The sequence below is a fragment of the uncultured Roseobacter sp. genome (assembly GCF_947499265.1).
GTDB lineage: Bacteria > Pseudomonadota > Alphaproteobacteria > Rhodobacterales > Rhodobacteraceae > Roseobacter.
Window position 1 is genome coordinate 356,753 of sequence record NZ_CANMNK010000003.1, and the last position, 15,691, is coordinate 372,443.

General features: G+C 62.2%; 12 protein-coding genes. 2 read left to right on the forward strand and 10 right to left on the reverse strand.

Going from position 1 to position 15,691, the window contains the following annotated elements; genetic code table 11:
• Positions 1 to 45: 45 nt before the first annotated feature.
• The 6 genes from Q1A63_RS09805 to xylF all read right to left on the reverse strand — a co-directional run bounded on the left by Q1A63_RS09805 (position 46) and on the right by xylF (position 6,907).
• Positions 46 to 978, reverse strand: a complete 933-nt coding sequence (locus Q1A63_RS09805) for an ROK family protein (protein WP_299631376.1) — start codon at positions 976 to 978, stop codon at positions 46 to 48.
• A gap of 11 nt (positions 979 to 989) precedes the next feature.
• Positions 990 to 2,294 (reverse strand): xylose isomerase, encoded by a 1,305-nt coding sequence (gene xylA / locus Q1A63_RS09810; RefSeq protein WP_299631378.1) that lies wholly within the window; start codon positions 2,292 to 2,294, stop codon positions 990 to 992.
• Positions 2,291 to 3,730, reverse strand: coding sequence for a xylulokinase (gene xylB, locus Q1A63_RS09815; RefSeq protein ID WP_299631380.1), 1,440 nt, complete (start codon positions 3,728 to 3,730; stop codon positions 2,291 to 2,293). The genes xylA and xylB overlap by 4 nt, the downstream gene beginning before the upstream one ends.
• A 4-nt stretch (positions 3,731 to 3,734) precedes the next feature.
• Entirely contained in the window at positions 3,735 to 4,481 is a 747-nt protein-coding gene (locus Q1A63_RS09820) for an ATP-binding cassette domain-containing protein (protein WP_298970853.1), read from the reverse strand.
• Positions 4,481 to 5,770, reverse strand: a complete 1,290-nt coding sequence (locus tag Q1A63_RS09825; RefSeq protein WP_298970851.1) for a sugar ABC transporter permease — start codon at positions 5,768 to 5,770, stop codon at positions 4,481 to 4,483. Before Q1A63_RS09825 ends, Q1A63_RS09820 begins: the two co-directional genes overlap by 1 nt.
• Before the next feature lie 111 nt (positions 5,771 to 5,881).
• Positions 5,882 to 6,907: a D-xylose ABC transporter substrate-binding protein gene (xylF, locus tag Q1A63_RS09830; RefSeq protein WP_298970850.1), complete on the reverse strand. Its 1,026-nt coding sequence runs from the start codon at positions 6,905 to 6,907 to the stop codon at positions 5,882 to 5,884.
• 315 nt (positions 6,908 to 7,222) lie between these two features.
• Here xylF and Q1A63_RS09835 point away from each other — a divergent pair, with 315 nt between their 5' ends.
• Positions 7,223 to 8,368 (forward strand): ROK family protein, encoded by a 1,146-nt coding sequence (locus Q1A63_RS09835; protein WP_299631383.1) that lies wholly within the window; start codon positions 7,223 to 7,225, stop codon positions 8,366 to 8,368.
• Entirely contained in the window at positions 8,365 to 9,837 is a 1,473-nt protein-coding gene (locus tag Q1A63_RS09840; protein ID WP_298970845.1) for a CRTAC1 family protein, read from the forward strand. The genes Q1A63_RS09835 and Q1A63_RS09840 overlap by 4 nt, the downstream gene beginning before the upstream one ends.
• Here the strand turns inward: Q1A63_RS09840 and Q1A63_RS09845 are convergent.
• From Q1A63_RS09845 to Q1A63_RS09860, 4 genes are all read right to left on the reverse strand, one after another.
• On the reverse strand, positions 9,834 to 11,141 hold the full coding sequence (locus Q1A63_RS09845; RefSeq protein ID WP_298970842.1) for a cytochrome c peroxidase: 1,308 nt from the start codon (positions 11,139 to 11,141) through the stop codon (positions 9,834 to 9,836). The two genes, Q1A63_RS09840 and Q1A63_RS09845, sit on opposite strands and share 4 nt — an antisense overlap.
• The gene (locus Q1A63_RS09850; RefSeq protein WP_298970839.1) at positions 11,141 to 12,586 is read right to left on the reverse strand and encodes a glutamine synthetase family protein; all 1,446 of its coding nucleotides are present in this window, start codon (positions 12,584 to 12,586) and stop codon (positions 11,141 to 11,143) included. Before Q1A63_RS09850 ends, Q1A63_RS09845 begins: the two co-directional genes overlap by 1 nt.
• Positions 12,587 to 12,653: 67 nt before the next feature.
• On the reverse strand, positions 12,654 to 13,976 hold the full coding sequence (locus Q1A63_RS09855) for an aromatic ring-hydroxylating dioxygenase subunit alpha (protein ID WP_298970836.1): 1,323 nt from the start codon (positions 13,974 to 13,976) through the stop codon (positions 12,654 to 12,656).
• 83 nt (positions 13,977 to 14,059) lie between these two features.
• Entirely contained in the window at positions 14,060 to 15,691 is a 1,632-nt protein-coding gene (locus Q1A63_RS09860; protein ID WP_299631387.1) for an alpha-D-glucose phosphate-specific phosphoglucomutase, read from the reverse strand.

Sequence of the window (15,691 nt, forward strand, 5' to 3'; positions counted from 1 at the left end):
TGAATGCAAAAAATGTGCCGTGTTTCACCGAAAAGTCGAAACGACTTAAAGCGCCGCCTTGGCATAGGCGAGGCATCCCAGAAGCGCTGCCTCATCCTGTGTGATGACGGAAATTGCCACTGGCGGCAGCGTTGATTTCACCGTGGGCTGTGCGCTGACCGTCTGCACGAAGGTCTCGCGCGCCGGGCTGTCCAGCAGCGCGCGCACCACAGAACCCGCCAGAAAGATCCCCCCCGTGGGCATGTAAAGCAGGCGCAGGTCCTGCACCCATTCGCCAAGCATCTTGGCAAAGACCTCGCGGCTGGCCATGGCCTTTGCCTCCACGGCACCGGCCTGTTCCAAAACCACGCGCGCGTCCAGCGCCTCCCCCGTGGCTTCTGTATGCAACCGGGATAGACCCGGCCCGGAAATCACGTCTTCGACGCAACGCACCCAGTCCGCGGGCCTGCCCAAAAACGCCTCCAGAGGACGGCGCATACGGCTTGGCAAACTGCCAAGGCCTGCTTCGGCCAGCAGACAGGTCACACCCCCATTGTGGGTCAGAACCGGGCTGACGTTGAACCCGGTACCGATCCCCACAACCAGGCGCTGCATCTGCGCTGCTGGCATGCTCTCGGCCTCCACAACGACACGCACACCGCCTTCATCCAAACTATCAAGAGCGTATCCTAAAGCTCCGAGGTCATTCATTAAACTGACTTGATGCGCACCGTGCGCTGACGCCAGCTCACGCGCATCAAATCGCCAGTTGCGATTGGTCAGGCGCGCCGTCACCCCGTTCCCGGGCCCCGCAACAGCAATTGTCAGGGCCTCGACGGTTGCGACCTTCACCTCTGCCAGATAGCTCGACAATGCAGCGTCGAAACTGGCGTAATCATCGTTTTGAAAGCGACGGGTCAGGGCGGCATCAATGGCCCCGCCTCTGGCGCAGGCAAAGCGTACGTTCGTTCCTCCGACATCCGCCAGAATGAGTGCCATTTTATGTGTCCTCAGACAAATCGACTGACGTAATTCTCAAGGATTTCCTGTTGCCCCGAGCGTGGCGCGGGATCGACCCCACCCCCGGCAACAGTTGCCTCGATCTCTTCCAGTGTAGCATTGGTGAGCCAGCCCTGTGCCGCACCAATTTCCCACTCTGCATACCGTGCGGTGCGGGCTGTTTCCAGACCGCCATCCTCCAGCATCGCGGCAGCGGCCTTGAACCCGCGGGCGCAGATGTCCATGGCGCCCACATGGGCGGCGATCAAATCCTTGGGGTCGAGGCTTTGGCGGCGCAGCTTGGCGTCGAAGTTCGTCCCACCTGTCGTGAAGCCGCCCGCCTTGAGCACCTCGTAGTAGGCCAGCGCCACCTCGGGCACGTTGTTGGGAAACTGGTCGGTATCCCAGCCGGATTGGTAGTCGTTGCGGTTCATGTCGATGGAGCCGAAGATGCCCAAGGCCGCCGCCATCGCCAATTCATGCTCAAAACTGTGCCCGGCAAGAATGGCGTGCCCTTGTTCGATGTTCATCTGAACCTCACCCTCCAGACCGAATTCCTTGAGGAACCCGTAAACGGTGGCGACGTCATAGTCGTATTGGTGCTTGGTCGGTTCCTGCGGTTTGGGCTCGATCAGAATAGCGCCCTTGAAACCAATCTTGTGCTTGTAATCGACAACCATCTGCAGGAAACGCCCGGCCTGCGCGCGTTCCCGTTTCAGATCAGTGTTGAGCAGCGTCTCATAGCCTTCGCGCCCCCCCCAGAGCACGTAGTTTTCGCCGCCCAGCTTGTGGGTCGCGTCCAGGCAGTTTTTCACCGTGGCCGCCGACCAGGCAAAGACCTCCGGGTCCGGGTTGGTGGCCGCACCGGACATGAACCGGCGGTGCGAAAACAGGTTCGCTGTCCCCCAAAGCAGCTTCGGCCCGCCTGCGTCCATCTTGGTGCCGATGTAATCGATGATCTCTTCGAAATTGCGCTTGCTCTCGGCAAAACTGTCGCCTTCGGGTCGAATGTCGGCGTCATGCCAGCAGTAGTAGGGCTGACCCAGCAGCGCGAACATCTCAAAGGCAACATCGGCCTTAAGCCGGGCCAGATCCATCGTGTCCCCGAACCAGGGCCGCTCAAACGTCTGCCCACCGAAGGGATCCCCGCCCGGCCAGGCGAAGCTGTGCCACCAGGCCACGGCGAAACGCAGGTGATCTTCCATGCGCTTGCCCGCGACGATTTCATCGGCGTTATAGTGGCGAAAGGCCAGGTCATCCGCGGGCGCATCGGGATTGTAGGAAACGGGCGAGATGCCTGCGAAGAAGTCGGTCATAGGGCCTCCTTAAGGGCGGAATACGCCGCGCGGTACTGCGCGTGGCGGGTCGTGAATGCATCGGTCAGCGCAGGATCGGGCGCGATGGTACGTGCCGTTGCCGGAGGGGTGGCGCCTTCGGCCCCTGCCCCCAGCACTGCCATCTGGGCCAGACGCGCCGACCCAAAGGCCCCGCCGAAATCGCCAGCCGCAGGCACATCGATCGGCATGTCCAACACCGTGGCCAGAAGGCTCAGCCAATAGTCGGATCGGCTGCCGCCGCCGACGGCCACAAGGCTGTCAATCCGGGTGCCAGTGCTGCGCAGGGCATCATAGCAATCCTTAAACGCAAAGCTGACGCCCTCCAGCACCGCAAGGGTGCCTGCGGTTTTATCCGTTGCGTGGCTGAGTCCCAGAAACGCGCCGCGGGCGCTGGCATCGTTGTGGGGCGTCCGTTCGCCCCCAAGGTAGGGCAGGAAAAGCGTTTCGGACGGCGCTTGCAGAGCGCCGAGATCGGCGGTCAGGCTGCCCGCGTCGGATCCGACGAGCGCCGCATACCAGTTGAGCGCATCGGTGCAGGCGAGAATGACCCCCATCTGATGCCAAGTGTCGGGCACCGCGTGGCAGAAGGTGTGCACCGCAGAGGGCGCATCCGGTTGATAGGCCTCACTGGAGGCAAAAAGCACGCCGGAGGTGCCCAGCGACACAAAAGCCTGCCCCGGTTTCACAACGCCCATGCCAACGGCTGCCGCTGCGTTGTCACCGGCCCCCCCCGCAATGATCACGCCTTCCGGCAATCCCCAACGGGCGGAGAGCGCCGCACGCAGCGTGCCCGAAGGTTCGGACCCTTCGACAAGGCGCGGCATATGCTCACGGGTCAGTCCGGAGGCGGCCAGAAGCGTATCCGACCAGTCGCGTTTGCCGGTCTCCAGCCAGCTTGTCCCTGCCGCATCCGACATTTCCGACACCGCGTCACCGGTCAACCAGAGGCGCAGATAATCCTTGGGCAGTAACACTTTACGGGTTTTTGCAAAAATATCGGGTTCATGCACCCGCACCCAATCCACCTTGGGGGCTGTGAAGCCGGGGAACACGATGTTGCCGGTGATCGCGCGCCACTGGGGATCGCCGTCAAAGGCCGCCGCCTCCGCATGGCTGCGCGTATCGTTCCAGAGCATGCAGGGCCGCAATACCTCATCAGAGGCATCCAGCAGCGTTGCCCCATGCATGTGACCGCTGAGGCCGATGCCGCGCACCGCGCTCAGATCATGCTGCGCGGCCACCGCCGTCATCACGGTTTCCGCCGCCGCGAGCCAGTCAGCCGGGTTCTGCTCCGACCAGCCGCTCTGCGGACGCTGCACCGTCAAGGGCGCCGTCGCCTCGCCCAACAGGTGCTGATCCTCATCAATCAGCACCGCCTTCAGGCCGGAGGTCCCCAGATCAAGCCCCAGATACATCGCCTTACGCCGCCTGATCCGGTTTCTTGCCCATGATGATCATGCTGAGGATGTCGTCTTCGGTCACATCCTCAACCCGCTCCGTTCCGATCAACTGGCCGTTTTTCATCACTGACACACGGTCGCACAATTCCAGCATTTCGCGGGTATCATGGCTGATCAGGAAAATGCCCAACCCCTGTTTCTTCAGTTCTTGAATAAGTTCGGCCACCATCTGCGTCTCGTGCACACCAAGAGCCGCGGTGGGTTCATCCATGATCAGGATCTTGGCGTTGAAATAGACCGCGCGGGCGATGGCCACCGATTGGCGCTGACCGCCGGACAAGGCCGATACCGGCTCCTTGAGCTTCTTGAAGTTGGGGTTAAGCCGCGCCATGATCTTGCGCGTCTCCGCTTCCATCCGGTCGTCATCCACGAACCCCATCCAATTGGTCAGTTCCCGCCCCAGAAAGAGGTTCGAGGCGGCATCGAGGTTGTCTGCCAGCGCCAGTGTCTGGTAGATCGTCTCGATGTTGTAGCGGCGGGCATCGCGCGGGCTGGTGATATTGGCCTTCTGCCCTTCGACGTAAATCTCGCCGCCATCGGCCTTGTAGGCGCCCGACAAGATCTTGATCAGCGTGGATTTTCCGGCCCCGTTGTGACCAAGAAGGCCCACAACTTCGCCGGGGTTCACGTGGATCGAAACGCCGTCCACCGCTCGCACACCGCCAAAAGAAATCGAGATGTCGCGCATTTCGCATAAAGGTGCCATCAGCGGCCTCCAGTCTTTTTACGGTAGATCGTGTCGATCAGGACGGCGGCGACCAGAACCGTGCCCACCACGATGTTCTGCAGCGGTGCGTCGACGCCGACCATCGCCATGCCCGATTGCAACGATTGCATGATCAGGGCGCCCAGGATGGCACCATAGATCGTCCCAATGCCCCCGGCCAGCGCGGTACCCCCGATGACGGCGGCGGCGATGACGCGCAATTCGTCCAGCGTGCCGATGTCGTTAGAGTGGTTGGTCAGACGCGCCGAGGCCACGACCGCCGAGATGGCGCAGAGCGCGCCCATCAGGGCGAAGACCTTCACCGTCAGCATCCGCGTGTTGATGCCCGAAAGCTCCGCCGCGTCCGGATTGCCACCGGTGGCAAAGATATAGCGGCCAAGTCGTGTGCGCTGCGCAATCAGTGTCATGACCACAGCAACCGCGATGAGCAACAGCACCGAGATCGGCAGGCCATATGAGGCAGTGAAGCCCTCGGGCATGACCTCGCCGCGCGCCTCGAACATGCGTTCCAGCCGCCGGGACGGGATTTCATAGGCGTTGAGAATGGCAATAAAGCCTAGAATGCCCACAGCGATGATGCCGCCGATTGTGGTCTCAGCCCAGGCGGGTTTTACCGGAAAGCCATGCGCAAGTTTGGCGCGGCGCGCGGACCACAGCGCATAAAGCGCCCAGATGACCGCCAGCACGCCGAAGATCCAGCTCCAGGTCTCCCCAAGCGTGCCGTTGATGCCACCGAATTTCATGAAGGTCGTGTCGAGCGGGCCAATGGTCTGGCCGCTGGTCTGATACCACGCCACGTTGCGCCAGACGAGCAGGCCCCCAAGGGTCACGATAAAGGCCGGGATCGCCAGATAGCCGACCAGCCAGCCCTGAAACGCGCCGATGAGTGTGCCCACCGCAAGCCCCGCGATGATCGTGATCCAGGGCGTCAGCGGATGACCCAGGCCGAGACCAAAGAGGTCGGGCAGGTAACGCGTCTGCAGCATCGCCATGAAGGCAGAGCATGTCGCAAGCAACGCGCCCACGGCCAGATCGATGTGGCGCGTCACGATGACGAACACCATGCCGGTTGCCATGATCGCCACGCTCACCGTCTGGATTGTCAGGTTGAAAATGTTGCGCGGCGTCAGGAAACGCCCGTCAGTCAACACGTTGAAACAAATACAGATCACCAGAAACGCGCCGATCATGCCCAAAAGCCGGGTATCAACCTCCAGCGCCTGAAAGCCGGTGCGTTTTGTATTTTGCGGGGCGGGCACATCCGTCATGGAGTTTGCTCCTGCGAAAAAGACAAAAGGACTGGGTCCGCGCCGTAGCGCAAACGCAGATTTGAGATGTGCGGGCCCCTCAGAGGTGAAGGGCCCGCCAGTTTCGGGAGATTAGTTACAAGGTGCCGGGCCGCCGGAGACGCCCTGGCAAAGTGCTTCCTGTGTGATCCAGCCCGCGTCCACAACGGCGGATAGGTTTGCCGAGGTGACAGGCACAGGTGCCAGGAACCGCGCGGTCATCTTGGTGCCACCGGGGGATGTCCATTCCTGAGCGTCGCCCACTGCGGTCATTTCGGTGCCACCGGCCAGTTCAACCGCAATCTCGGCTGCGGCTTTGCCCAGCTCACGCGCGTCTTTCCAGACCGATACGGTCTGCGTACCCTTGGCAACGCGGTTCAGCGCGGCGTGATCGCCGTCCTGACCGGAGACCGGGATGCCTTCCATGCCCTGCGCCGTCAGCGCCGCAACAACGCCACCGGCGGTACCGTCATTGGAGGCCACAACCGCATCGACCTTGTTGTCATTCGCGGTTAGGATCTGCTCCATGTTGCGCTGCGCATTCGCAGGCAACCAGCCGTCAGTGTAGGCCTCCGCCACGATGGTGATCTTGCCCGCATCGATGGCTTCCTGCAGCACTTCCTGCTGACCGCCCCGCAGGAAATCCGCGTTCGGGTCGGTGGGCGAGCCCTTGATCATCACATAATTGCCTTCAGGCAGGGCGTCGAACACCGCACGGGCTTGCATGCGGCCCACTTCGACATTGTCGAAGGTCAGATAGAAAGCGCGGGGGTCTTCGATCAGACGGTCATAGCCGACAACCGGAATGCCCTCGTCTGCTGCGGCTTGCACGGCGGGGCCAATGGCAGCGCTGTCCTGTGCGAGGATGATCAAGGCATCGACACCCTGTGCGATCAGGCTTTCCACGTCTGACAGCTGCTTGGCCGAGGAGCTTTGCGCGTCAGCGGAAACATATGTGGCACCAGCAGCGTCGAGCGCGGCTTTGATGGCGGCTTCGTCTGTCTTCCAACGCTCTTCCTGGAAGTTCGACCAGCTGACGCCAACCGTCAGGCCTTCCGCCAGTGCTGTTGTGGACAGGGCCGCCGACAAAACGGCTCCCATAAGTGCGATCTTCTTCATGATATCCTCCCAAAGGACAGTTCTGTTGACTGTTGATGCCGATAGTTTCTGCGGCACGTTCAAAAGGATTGACTGTTTTAATTCAGCTGTCAAAATAAATTTATGCATATTGAGCCAAAATATCAGGCGAACGCCGATAATTGCGTGGAATTTTTGATGAATTCGACGTTTTTCGATATATTATTTTTGGATGCTGAATAAATGAATGTCGAAATTTCCCAATCGGAGAGCGAAGCAAATCCCGCAGGATGCGGACCGATTCGCCCGGAATCGGAGGCGATTGGCAGCAGTTTGCGGCACCGCGTATTTGATTCCGTGCGCTCTGCCGGGCAAATCTCGCGCATTGATCTGGCCAAGCAATTGCGGGTCAGTCCGGCATCGATCACGGCCCTGGTGGGTGAATTGCTGGACCTCGGCCTGCTTCGGGAAAGCAGCGACACAACCCGCATGTCCACTCGGGGCCGCCCCCCCGTCGCACTTTCGGTACAACCGGATGCCGGTTACGTGGTCGGGATCAAGCTGGCGCGCGCGCAGCATACCGCGCTGCTGGTGGATGCGGCGGGGCGGCCGCTCGCCCAGGCCAGCCTCGCCTGCGCCCAACGCCGCCGCTCTTTGGCGCAGACGCTGGAAGAGACCGGTCAGGTTCTGGATGCGCTCCTGAAAGAAGCGGGCCTGGCCCGGGCCGATATCGCCTGCATCGGATTGGGTATGCCGGGCATGATCGATCATGCCACGGGCCAGATGGTCTGGTCGCCGCTGCTGACCGAGCGGGATCGCCCCCTGCGACAACTGGCCGAAGATGCCTTTGGCGTGCCAGTCGCCGTCGACAATGACGCCAATCTGGTCACGCTCGCGGAGCTTTGGTTTGGCAAGGGCCGCGCCATGGCCGATTTTGCGGTTGTGACGATCGAACAGGGCGTGGGTATGGGGCTGGTCATCAACCACCGGCTCTACCGTGGCGCGGGATCTTTGGGCATGGAACTGGGCCATACCAAGGTGCAGATGGACGGCGCGCTCTGCCAATGCGGACAACGTGGCTGTCTGGAGGCTTATATTGCCGACTATGCGCTGGTGCGCGAAGCCTCCACGGCGCTGGACCCCTCGCATGTCGACGTCGCCGCCCCCGACGTGATGCTGCAGCAGCTTTATGAGCAGGCCAAGGCCGGCAATGAGGCGGCGCGTGTTATTTTCCGCCGGGCCGGGCGATTTCTGGCACTGGGGCTGGCCAATGTGGTGAACCTCTTTGATCCGCCGCTGATCATTCTGTCGGGCGAGCGGATGCAATATGACTACCTCTACGCCGATGATGTGCTGCGCGAGATGCACGCGCTGGCGCTGAACCGGGATGCCGCGCCACAAAAGGTCGAAACCCACGCCTGGGGCGATCTGATGTGGGCGCATGGCGCCGCGGCCCTGGCCTTATCCGAAATCGCGGATGCCATGGCGGAGGGGCGTGGATGAGGGCGCTTGCACTTTGTCTCATCACGCAGACCGCGCAGGCCGATGTTGTTTTTGAGGACCTCTCCGCCCATCTGCCGGATCACAGCTACACCGGCGGGTGGGAGCATTTCGTGGGCGGTGGCGTTGCCGTCTTTGACTGCAATGGAGACGCCCTGCCCGACATTCTGGCCGCCGGTGGCACGACCCCGGCCAAGCTGATGATCAACCGGGGCGACATGCAGTTTATTCCCGCCGCCCTGCCCGTTTTTACCGGCACCACCGGGGCCTATCCGCTGGATGTCGATGGCGATGGCCATCTGGATGTGATGCTCTTGCGGGTCGGGGAAAACCAACTGTTGCGCGGCGATGGCGCTTGTGGGTTCAGCCCGGCAAACGCGCTCTGGGGCTTTGACGGTGGGAATGCCTGGTCCACAGCATTCTCCGCCACATGGGATACGTCTGGGCCTGTTCTGGCGGTCGGAAACTATGTGGACCGGACCGATCCGGAAGGCCCCTTCGAAGCCTGTGATGACAACACCCTGCACCGCTGGGCCAGCGACCGTTTCGACGCAACCCCCCTGTCACCGGGCTACTGCGCCCTGTCGATGCTCTTTGCCCGCGATGCCAGCGGCACCAAACGGCTGCGGATTTCAAACGACCGGCATTACTACGTCAGCAATGGTGCGGAGCAGATGTACGACCTGGGTCTCTCCCGGTTTCTCGGCCCGGAGGATGGGTGGGAAACGGTTCGCCTCTGGGGCATGGGCATCGCCAGTCGTGACATCACGGGCGATGGCCGGGCGGAAGTCATGCTGACCTCCATGGGGGATCAGCTGATGCAAATGGCTGGCGCGGATGGGCTCTATACCCCCGCGCCTTTTGCCTTGGGCACCTACGCGCAGCGCCCGCATCTGGGTGACGATGGCCGCCCCTCCACCGGGTGGCACGCGGAATTTGGCGATGTGAACAACGATGGGCGCCCGGATCTGTTCATCGCCAAGGGCAATGTAGATCAGATGCCGGGCCTCGCGATGGAAGATCCCAACACCCTGTTGGTTCAACAAACGGATGGCAGTTTTGCCGAACGCTCCATCACGGCGGGCGTTGCCACGGTAGACCGCTCGCGCGGCGCAGCCCTGGCGGATCTGGATGGCGACGGGCGGCTCGATCTGGTGGTGATGAACCGGCGCGCACCCATCGAGCTTTATCGCAATGTCACAGCGGACAGCGGCTCCTGGCTGGCCATTGACCTGGCGATGCCCGGTGCAAACACCCGCGCCATTGGTGCCTTGGTCGAGGTCACCACTGGTGATCTCACCCAAATACAGGAACGCACGGTCGGGGGCGGACACGCAGGCGGTCACTCAGGACCTCTTCACTTCGGGCTGGGGAATGCGCGGAGGGCAAGCGTGACCGTCACTTGGCCCGATGGGCGGGTGACCGCGCATCCTGATCTTGAGACCGATCAGCGCCTGACGCTCACGCCTTAACGATCGACGGGCAACCCGCTTGGCACCGCATCGGGCACCCCAAGCCTGCCCTTCAACGCCACCGGGTCGCTCAAACTGCTTAGAAACGCAACCAAAGCATCGACGTCCGCCTCCCTGAGCGACACCGGTGCCATCGTGATAGCCGCACGCAGGGCCGCTTGCTCTGCCGGATCGTTGATATGCCGCCAATCGTCCACCCCCGGCATCTCCGCAAGCGCAACACGCGCCGGATCGAACCGATCCAAGGCCGCGGCGGGATCCGCGTGATCGGCGATGAAACGCGCCAGATCCGCATGGCTGCCGGTGTGACCATAGGGGCCAGTTTCAGTGACATTGCGCAAGGAGGGAGTGCGAAAGGCATAGGCATCCTCGGCACGGCCCGTCACCCGCATCCTGCCGGTATCGCGCGCGTGGCTTTCGAACCGCGCGGCTTTGCCCGGCCCGAATTGCGGCACGCCCATGGCATGAAAACCGTGATCCGTCTGAAAGGCACCGGCATGACAGACGCTACAGCCAGCCGCGCCGTAAAAGAGGTCCATCCCACGGCCCGCATCCGCAGGCAGCGTCGCTTGCCCGCGCAGATAGGCGTCAAAAGGGCTGGTGTCGGAACGCCACTCAAAGGCGACAAAAGCGGCAATGGCATCCGAGATATCCGTGAAGCTCAGCGTCTGTCCATCTGGAAAGGCTTCGGCAATCAGCGGCGCGTATCCCGGCGTCCCGGAGACCCGCGTACTGAGCTTTGCCCAGGCGCCCTCCGGTCCGGTGATGCGCCCTTGCCGGACCGCCTGACTGATGTCGTTTTCACTGTAATGCCCAGCCATTTCATCGGCGCTGAGCACGGGAAACATCGTCTGGGCCGAGAGCAGATTGGCAAAACCCTGGGTCATCTCGGCCCCCATGGGTGTGCGCAAACCGCCGGGCTTGGTGGCGTCAACCTCGATCCGCCCGTCATGAAACATGACCGTAAACTCATGTGCCCCAAGATTGAACAACGCAGGCGCATTGCGCGGGATGCGTTGTTCCGGCGTGTTTTCGGCCCCTGCGTGCCGTTCGGGCCCCAATCCGACACCACCCTCACCGATGGAAAGCGCCACACCATCGGCGGTGGCGAATTTGGGGTGGTGGCAGGTGGCGCAGGAGATGTTGCGGTTCCCCGACAGGATCGGGTCGTAAAACAGCATCTGCCCCAGTCGCACCTGCGCCATGTCCAGCGGTACATAATCGGCGTCCGTGACAGGAGCGGGCATCTCGGCCCCGACCGCAGATCCCAATAGAACCGCCGTTAAGATGTTCAATATCTGCATCAATAAAGCCCGAAATATTCCGCCTGTTCCCAATCCGAGACATGCGCCAGATAACGTTCCCATTCAGCACGTTTCAGACGCACCAGATAGTCCACAACCCCGTCGCCCAGGGCCGCGCGATAAAACGCGGACGTCTCGAATGCCTCAATGGCAGCGCCCAGAGAGGCAGGCAAGACCTGTGCGGCATCCGCATAGGGGTTTTCCACGGGCGGCGGTGGGGTAAGGCCGCGCGTGATCCCGTCAAGCCCGCTGAGGATTTGGCTGGCAAAGGCATAATATGGATTGGCCGCCGCCTCGGGCACCCGGTTTTCCACCCGCGACGCGGGATCGTCCGGCGCCATCAGCGCCCGCAGCATCGCACCGCGATTGTCGCGCCCCCAGACCACCCGGTCCGGTGCCAGTTTGAACGGCTGATAGCGCTTGTATCCGTTGACGGTCGGCGTGGTCAGCAAACAGCTTTCCACCGCGTGGTCGAGCAGCCCCGCGATCCAACCCGCAGCCTGGGGGCTCAGCGTACCGTCCTGCGCGGGCATCATCACCGAAGCGCCGGTGTCATCCAGCAGCGATTGATGCAGGTGCCAGCCGGAGGCACAGCCGTTTTCGACCTTGGGGCGGCTCATGAAGGTGGCGTGCAGCCCGTCTTGAGCACAGACCTCCTTCACTAGCGTGCGCAGCATAACCAGATGATCCGCATGGGTCATCGGATCCGCAGGATCAAAGGTAAACTCCAGCTGGCTCGGCCCCATCTCGACCTCCATCGAGCGCAGCGGCAGGCCCACCGCCTGTATCATCCGGCGCAGTTTCTCGGCGACGGGTTCAAGCCGGGCATAGACCGTTTCGGTGAGAAACTGGTAACCGGGCGCGAGATTGCGGGTCTGGGGCGGCGCTGGCGGCATGGTCGCATCAGCATGGGACAGCGCGTCATCGGTGACCGCGAAGACGTGGAATTCCACCTCCAGCCCGACGCGCAGCTGCAACCCGGTTGCGGCCAGTTGCGCGACCGCGCGGCGGAGCACGGTGCGTGGCGCAAAGGGAAGCGGCGCGCCCGACTTCATCACCGCATCACAGAGGATCCAGGCCGATCCCGGCGCATGTGGCAACACACGGAACGTGGTCGGATCGAGCACCAGCAGCACGTCACCTGCGCCCTGAACCGGGCTGTCACCGGACCCGTCCCAGACCGGATAGACGGTGCGATGCGCGGTGTCCTTCAGAAAGAGCGTTGAGGGCGCGGCAATGCCGCTGGAGAAAGCAGAGGCAAAGGCGGCGGCGACAATGGTCTTGCCGCGCAAGACACCGTGCTGATCGGGAAAGAGAATGCGAATGGTTTCCAGATCGCTGTCCTGCACCTGCGCCAGCAGGGCCTCAGCCGCCGCAATCGCACCGGCATCCAGCAACCCAAGTCGCGCCAATGCCCCATCGGAAATCTCTAGCTTGTCGCCCATGTGGCCTCCTGCCCCGATGGGAACCTAGCCGCAGAGACCGCGAGGCGTCACGCGAAAAAACACTGTTTCACCCGATGGTTGCATCCCACTGCGTGCAACCCGCCCGGCGTTCCGCATCACTTGCTGTGAAAGCGGCTTTCCAATCGGAGGTCATGGCAATGGTGTCATTGCTGATCGGCCCCTGCACCGTGGCGGGGTCTGTGCCGTTTCGCATGGGCAAGCTGTCTTCCTCACCCTTTTCAAGCGCCGCCATTGCTACGCGCAGCATGCGACGGTAGCGGATGATCGCCACATCGGTTTTACCCAGATGTTCGCGCGTCCGGTCAAAGATCGCGCCGGGGCTTTCCACCGCCCACTGGTCATGCACGTTGATATCAAGGCCCATACCGGTATAGGTCTCACCCGCCTGTTCGTCTGGGTCGTAGCCGTAGTTGTTGCGCTTGTTCTTCAGGGGCGCGTAATCCGGCAAACGGTGCTCCTTCAGACGCTGATCGCGCATCTTGTCCTTGTCCACGGGGTCGTCAAAGCTGGTGAACATCGCATACCAATAGCAGGTTTCATCATCGACCGGCACGTGCCACTGGGTGATGATCATCTCGCGGCTCATGGGGATGGAAATCGCCTGCGGAAAGATCTGGTTGGTGACCCGCACATGGGTGCGCCCGTCGTCCAGATGGCGCAGCGCGATCAGACGCAGACCATACGCCGTCTCTTCGACAGAGATGTCAGGACGCGGATAGTCGCGCAGCAGTTTCGTCATCGGGATTTCGGTATTCGCGGCCACGTCGCGGAATTGCTTGCCATAGCTGTCGGCCGGGTCCTCGTCTTGCAGGAAGCGGTGCAGGAAGGAGGCATGCGCCGGATCGATCCCCACTTCCATCGCCTGCAGCCAGTTGCATTCCCACAGGCCCTTGAAGGCAAAGACATGGGTTTCCGGCGCGCGAAAGCAGTCAAACCCCGGCAAGGGCGGTGGATCACCCGGCCCCATATAGGCAAAGACGATGCCGTTCTTTTCAATCACCGGGTAGCTCTGGTTGCGGATCTGCTGATGCATGGTGGAGCCTTCGGGCTCGCCTGGCTGCTCGACACATTGCCCGGTACGGTCAAAATGCCAGCCATGAAACGGGCAGCGCAGGCCGTTGTCCTCAAGCCGCCCGTAGCATAAGTCAGCCCCCCGGTGTGGACAGGCGCGCGCGATCAGACCCAATTCCCCCTCGCTGTCACGAAAGAGCACGAGGTCCTCGCCCAGCAGGCGCACAGGCACGACCGGGCGTTTGACCGCCAACTCATCGCTCAGCGCTGCGGGCTGCCAATACCGGCGCATGACCTCTCCGGCAGGTGTACCCGGCCCCGATTGCGTCAAGGCTTGGTTCAATTCCTGGCTGATCATGCTGGGGCTCCGCGGCGCAGTGATAAACTGCGCCGATGCTCTGCGAGCCGCGCGGAGCTGTCAAGGAATTGAAGGCGTTGCGCCTAGGTCTTCACGTCCGGGTCGGTGCGCCCGATCCGTTCCTGCATGTCGGTGATGCTGAGCACCGCGGCCCGCACGGCTTTCAGGGCGACATCCGGCGACAATCCGTGATCCGCCTCCGCCGGGGCATATTGCTCCAGGTAGACCCGCAGCGTTGCCCCTTCCGTCCCGGTGCCGGACAAGCGCAGCACCGCGCGCCCCTCACCCGCAAAGCCGATGCGCAGACCCTGATTGTGGCTGACCGAGCCATCCACCGGATCGTGATAGGAAAACTCATCCGCCGAGGTGATCGCCAACCCGCCATGGGTCGTGCCCGGCAGCGCCTCCAGTTGATCGCGCACCCCTTGCATCAGCGCATTTGCCGCCTCCACCGGGACCGCCTCGTAATCGTGCCGCGAATAGTAGTTGCGCCCGTAGGTCGCCCAGTGATCGGCCATGATCTCACCCACCGACTGACCACGTTCCGCCAGAATGTTGAGCCACAACAAGACCGCCCAGAGACCATCTTTTTCGCGCACGTGATCAGACCCCGTGCCCGCACTTTCCTCACCGCAGAGCGTGACCTTGCCTGCATCGAGCAGATTGCCGAAGAACTTCCACCCGGTCGGCGTTTCAAAGCACCCCAGCCCCAGACGTTCGGCCACCTTGTCGCTGGCGGCACTGGTGGGCATGGACCGCGCAACCCCGGCGAGCCCGGCCTTGTAGCCCGGCGCAAGATGGGCGTTTGCCGCCAAAACCGCGAGGCTGTCGGAGGGCGTCACATAGGCCCCCCGCCCCACGATCATGTTGCGATCGCCGTCGCCGTCAGAGGCCGCGCCAAATTCCGGCGCTGTGTCTGACATCATCTCATCCATCAGCACCTTGGCCCAGACCGGGTTCGGGTCAGGATGGCCACCGCCAAAATCCTCGCTCGGCACCGCATTGATGACGGTGCCCGCAGGGGCGCCCAACGCGCCCTCCAGGATCGCCGTCGCATAGGGACCGGTGACCGCGTGCATGGCGTCAAACCGCATGGTGAACCCGCCCGCAAAAAGTGTGCGGATTTTGTCGAAATCAAAGAGCTGCGCCATCAATGCCTGATAGTCGGTCACCGGATCAATGATCTCGACCTGCATCTCGCCAATCTGGGCAGTGCCGAGGGTCGACAGATCAACATCCGCTGCCTCTAAAATGCGATATTCGGAGATCGTTTGCGTCTGCTCAAACATCGCCTGCGTGATGTTTTCCGGCGCAGGGCCGCCGTTGCTGACGTTGTATTTAACCCCGAAATCCGCGTTGATCCCACCCGGATTGTGACTGGCCGAAAGCACAAAACCGCCGTCGGTCTTGTTCTGGCGGATCAGGTTGGAGACAGCGGGTGTGGACAGCAAACCGCCCTGCCCCACGATGACCTTGGCCGCGCCATTTGCCGCCGCCATCTTCAACATGGTCTGAATGGCCTCGCGATTGAAAAACCGCCCATCGCCACCGACTACAAATGTCTTGCCCGCAGCGCCGCCGATGGCGTTGAGCGTGGCCTGCACAAAACACTCCAGATAGCCCGGCTCGATAAAGACGCGGGTTTTCTTGCGCAATCCGGAGGTACCGGGTTTCTGACCGTCAAAGGGTCCTTTGGAAATGATCTGAATGCTCAT

Excerpts from the sequence above, each read along its gene's own strand:
- Q1A63_RS09805 (WP_299631376.1), bottom strand. The coding sequence starts at position 978 with ATGGCACTCATTCTGGCGGATGTCGGAGGAACGAACGTACGCTTTGCC.
- xylA (WP_299631378.1), bottom strand. The coding sequence starts at position 2,294 with ATGACCGACTTCTTCGCAGGCATCTCGCCCGTTTCCTACAATCCCGAT.
- xylB (WP_299631380.1), bottom strand. The coding sequence starts at position 3,730 with ATGTATCTGGGGCTTGATCTGGGGACCTCCGGCCTGAAGGCGGTGCTG.
- Q1A63_RS09820 (WP_298970853.1), bottom strand. The coding sequence starts at position 4,481 with ATGGCACCTTTATGCGAAATGCGCGACATCTCGATTTCTTTTGGCGGT.
- Q1A63_RS09825 (WP_298970851.1), bottom strand. The coding sequence starts at position 5,770 with ATGACGGATGTGCCCGCCCCGCAAAATACAAAACGCACCGGCTTTCAG.
- xylF (WP_298970850.1), bottom strand. The coding sequence starts at position 6,907 with ATGAAGAAGATCGCACTTATGGGAGCCGTTTTGTCGGCGGCCCTGTCC.
- Q1A63_RS09840 (WP_298970845.1), top strand. The coding sequence starts at position 8,365 with ATGAGGGCGCTTGCACTTTGTCTCATCACGCAGACCGCGCAGGCCGAT.
- Q1A63_RS09845 (WP_298970842.1), bottom strand. The coding sequence starts at position 11,141 with ATGCAGATATTGAACATCTTAACGGCGGTTCTATTGGGATCTGCGGTC.
- Q1A63_RS09850 (WP_298970839.1), bottom strand. The coding sequence starts at position 12,586 with ATGGGCGACAAGCTAGAGATTTCCGATGGGGCATTGGCGCGACTTGGG.
- Q1A63_RS09855 (WP_298970836.1), bottom strand. The coding sequence starts at position 13,976 with ATGATCAGCCAGGAATTGAACCAAGCCTTGACGCAATCGGGGCCGGGT.
- Q1A63_RS09860 (WP_299631387.1), bottom strand. The coding sequence starts at position 15,691 with ATGAGCATTCAGATCATTTCCAAAGGACCCTTTGACGGTCAGAAACCC.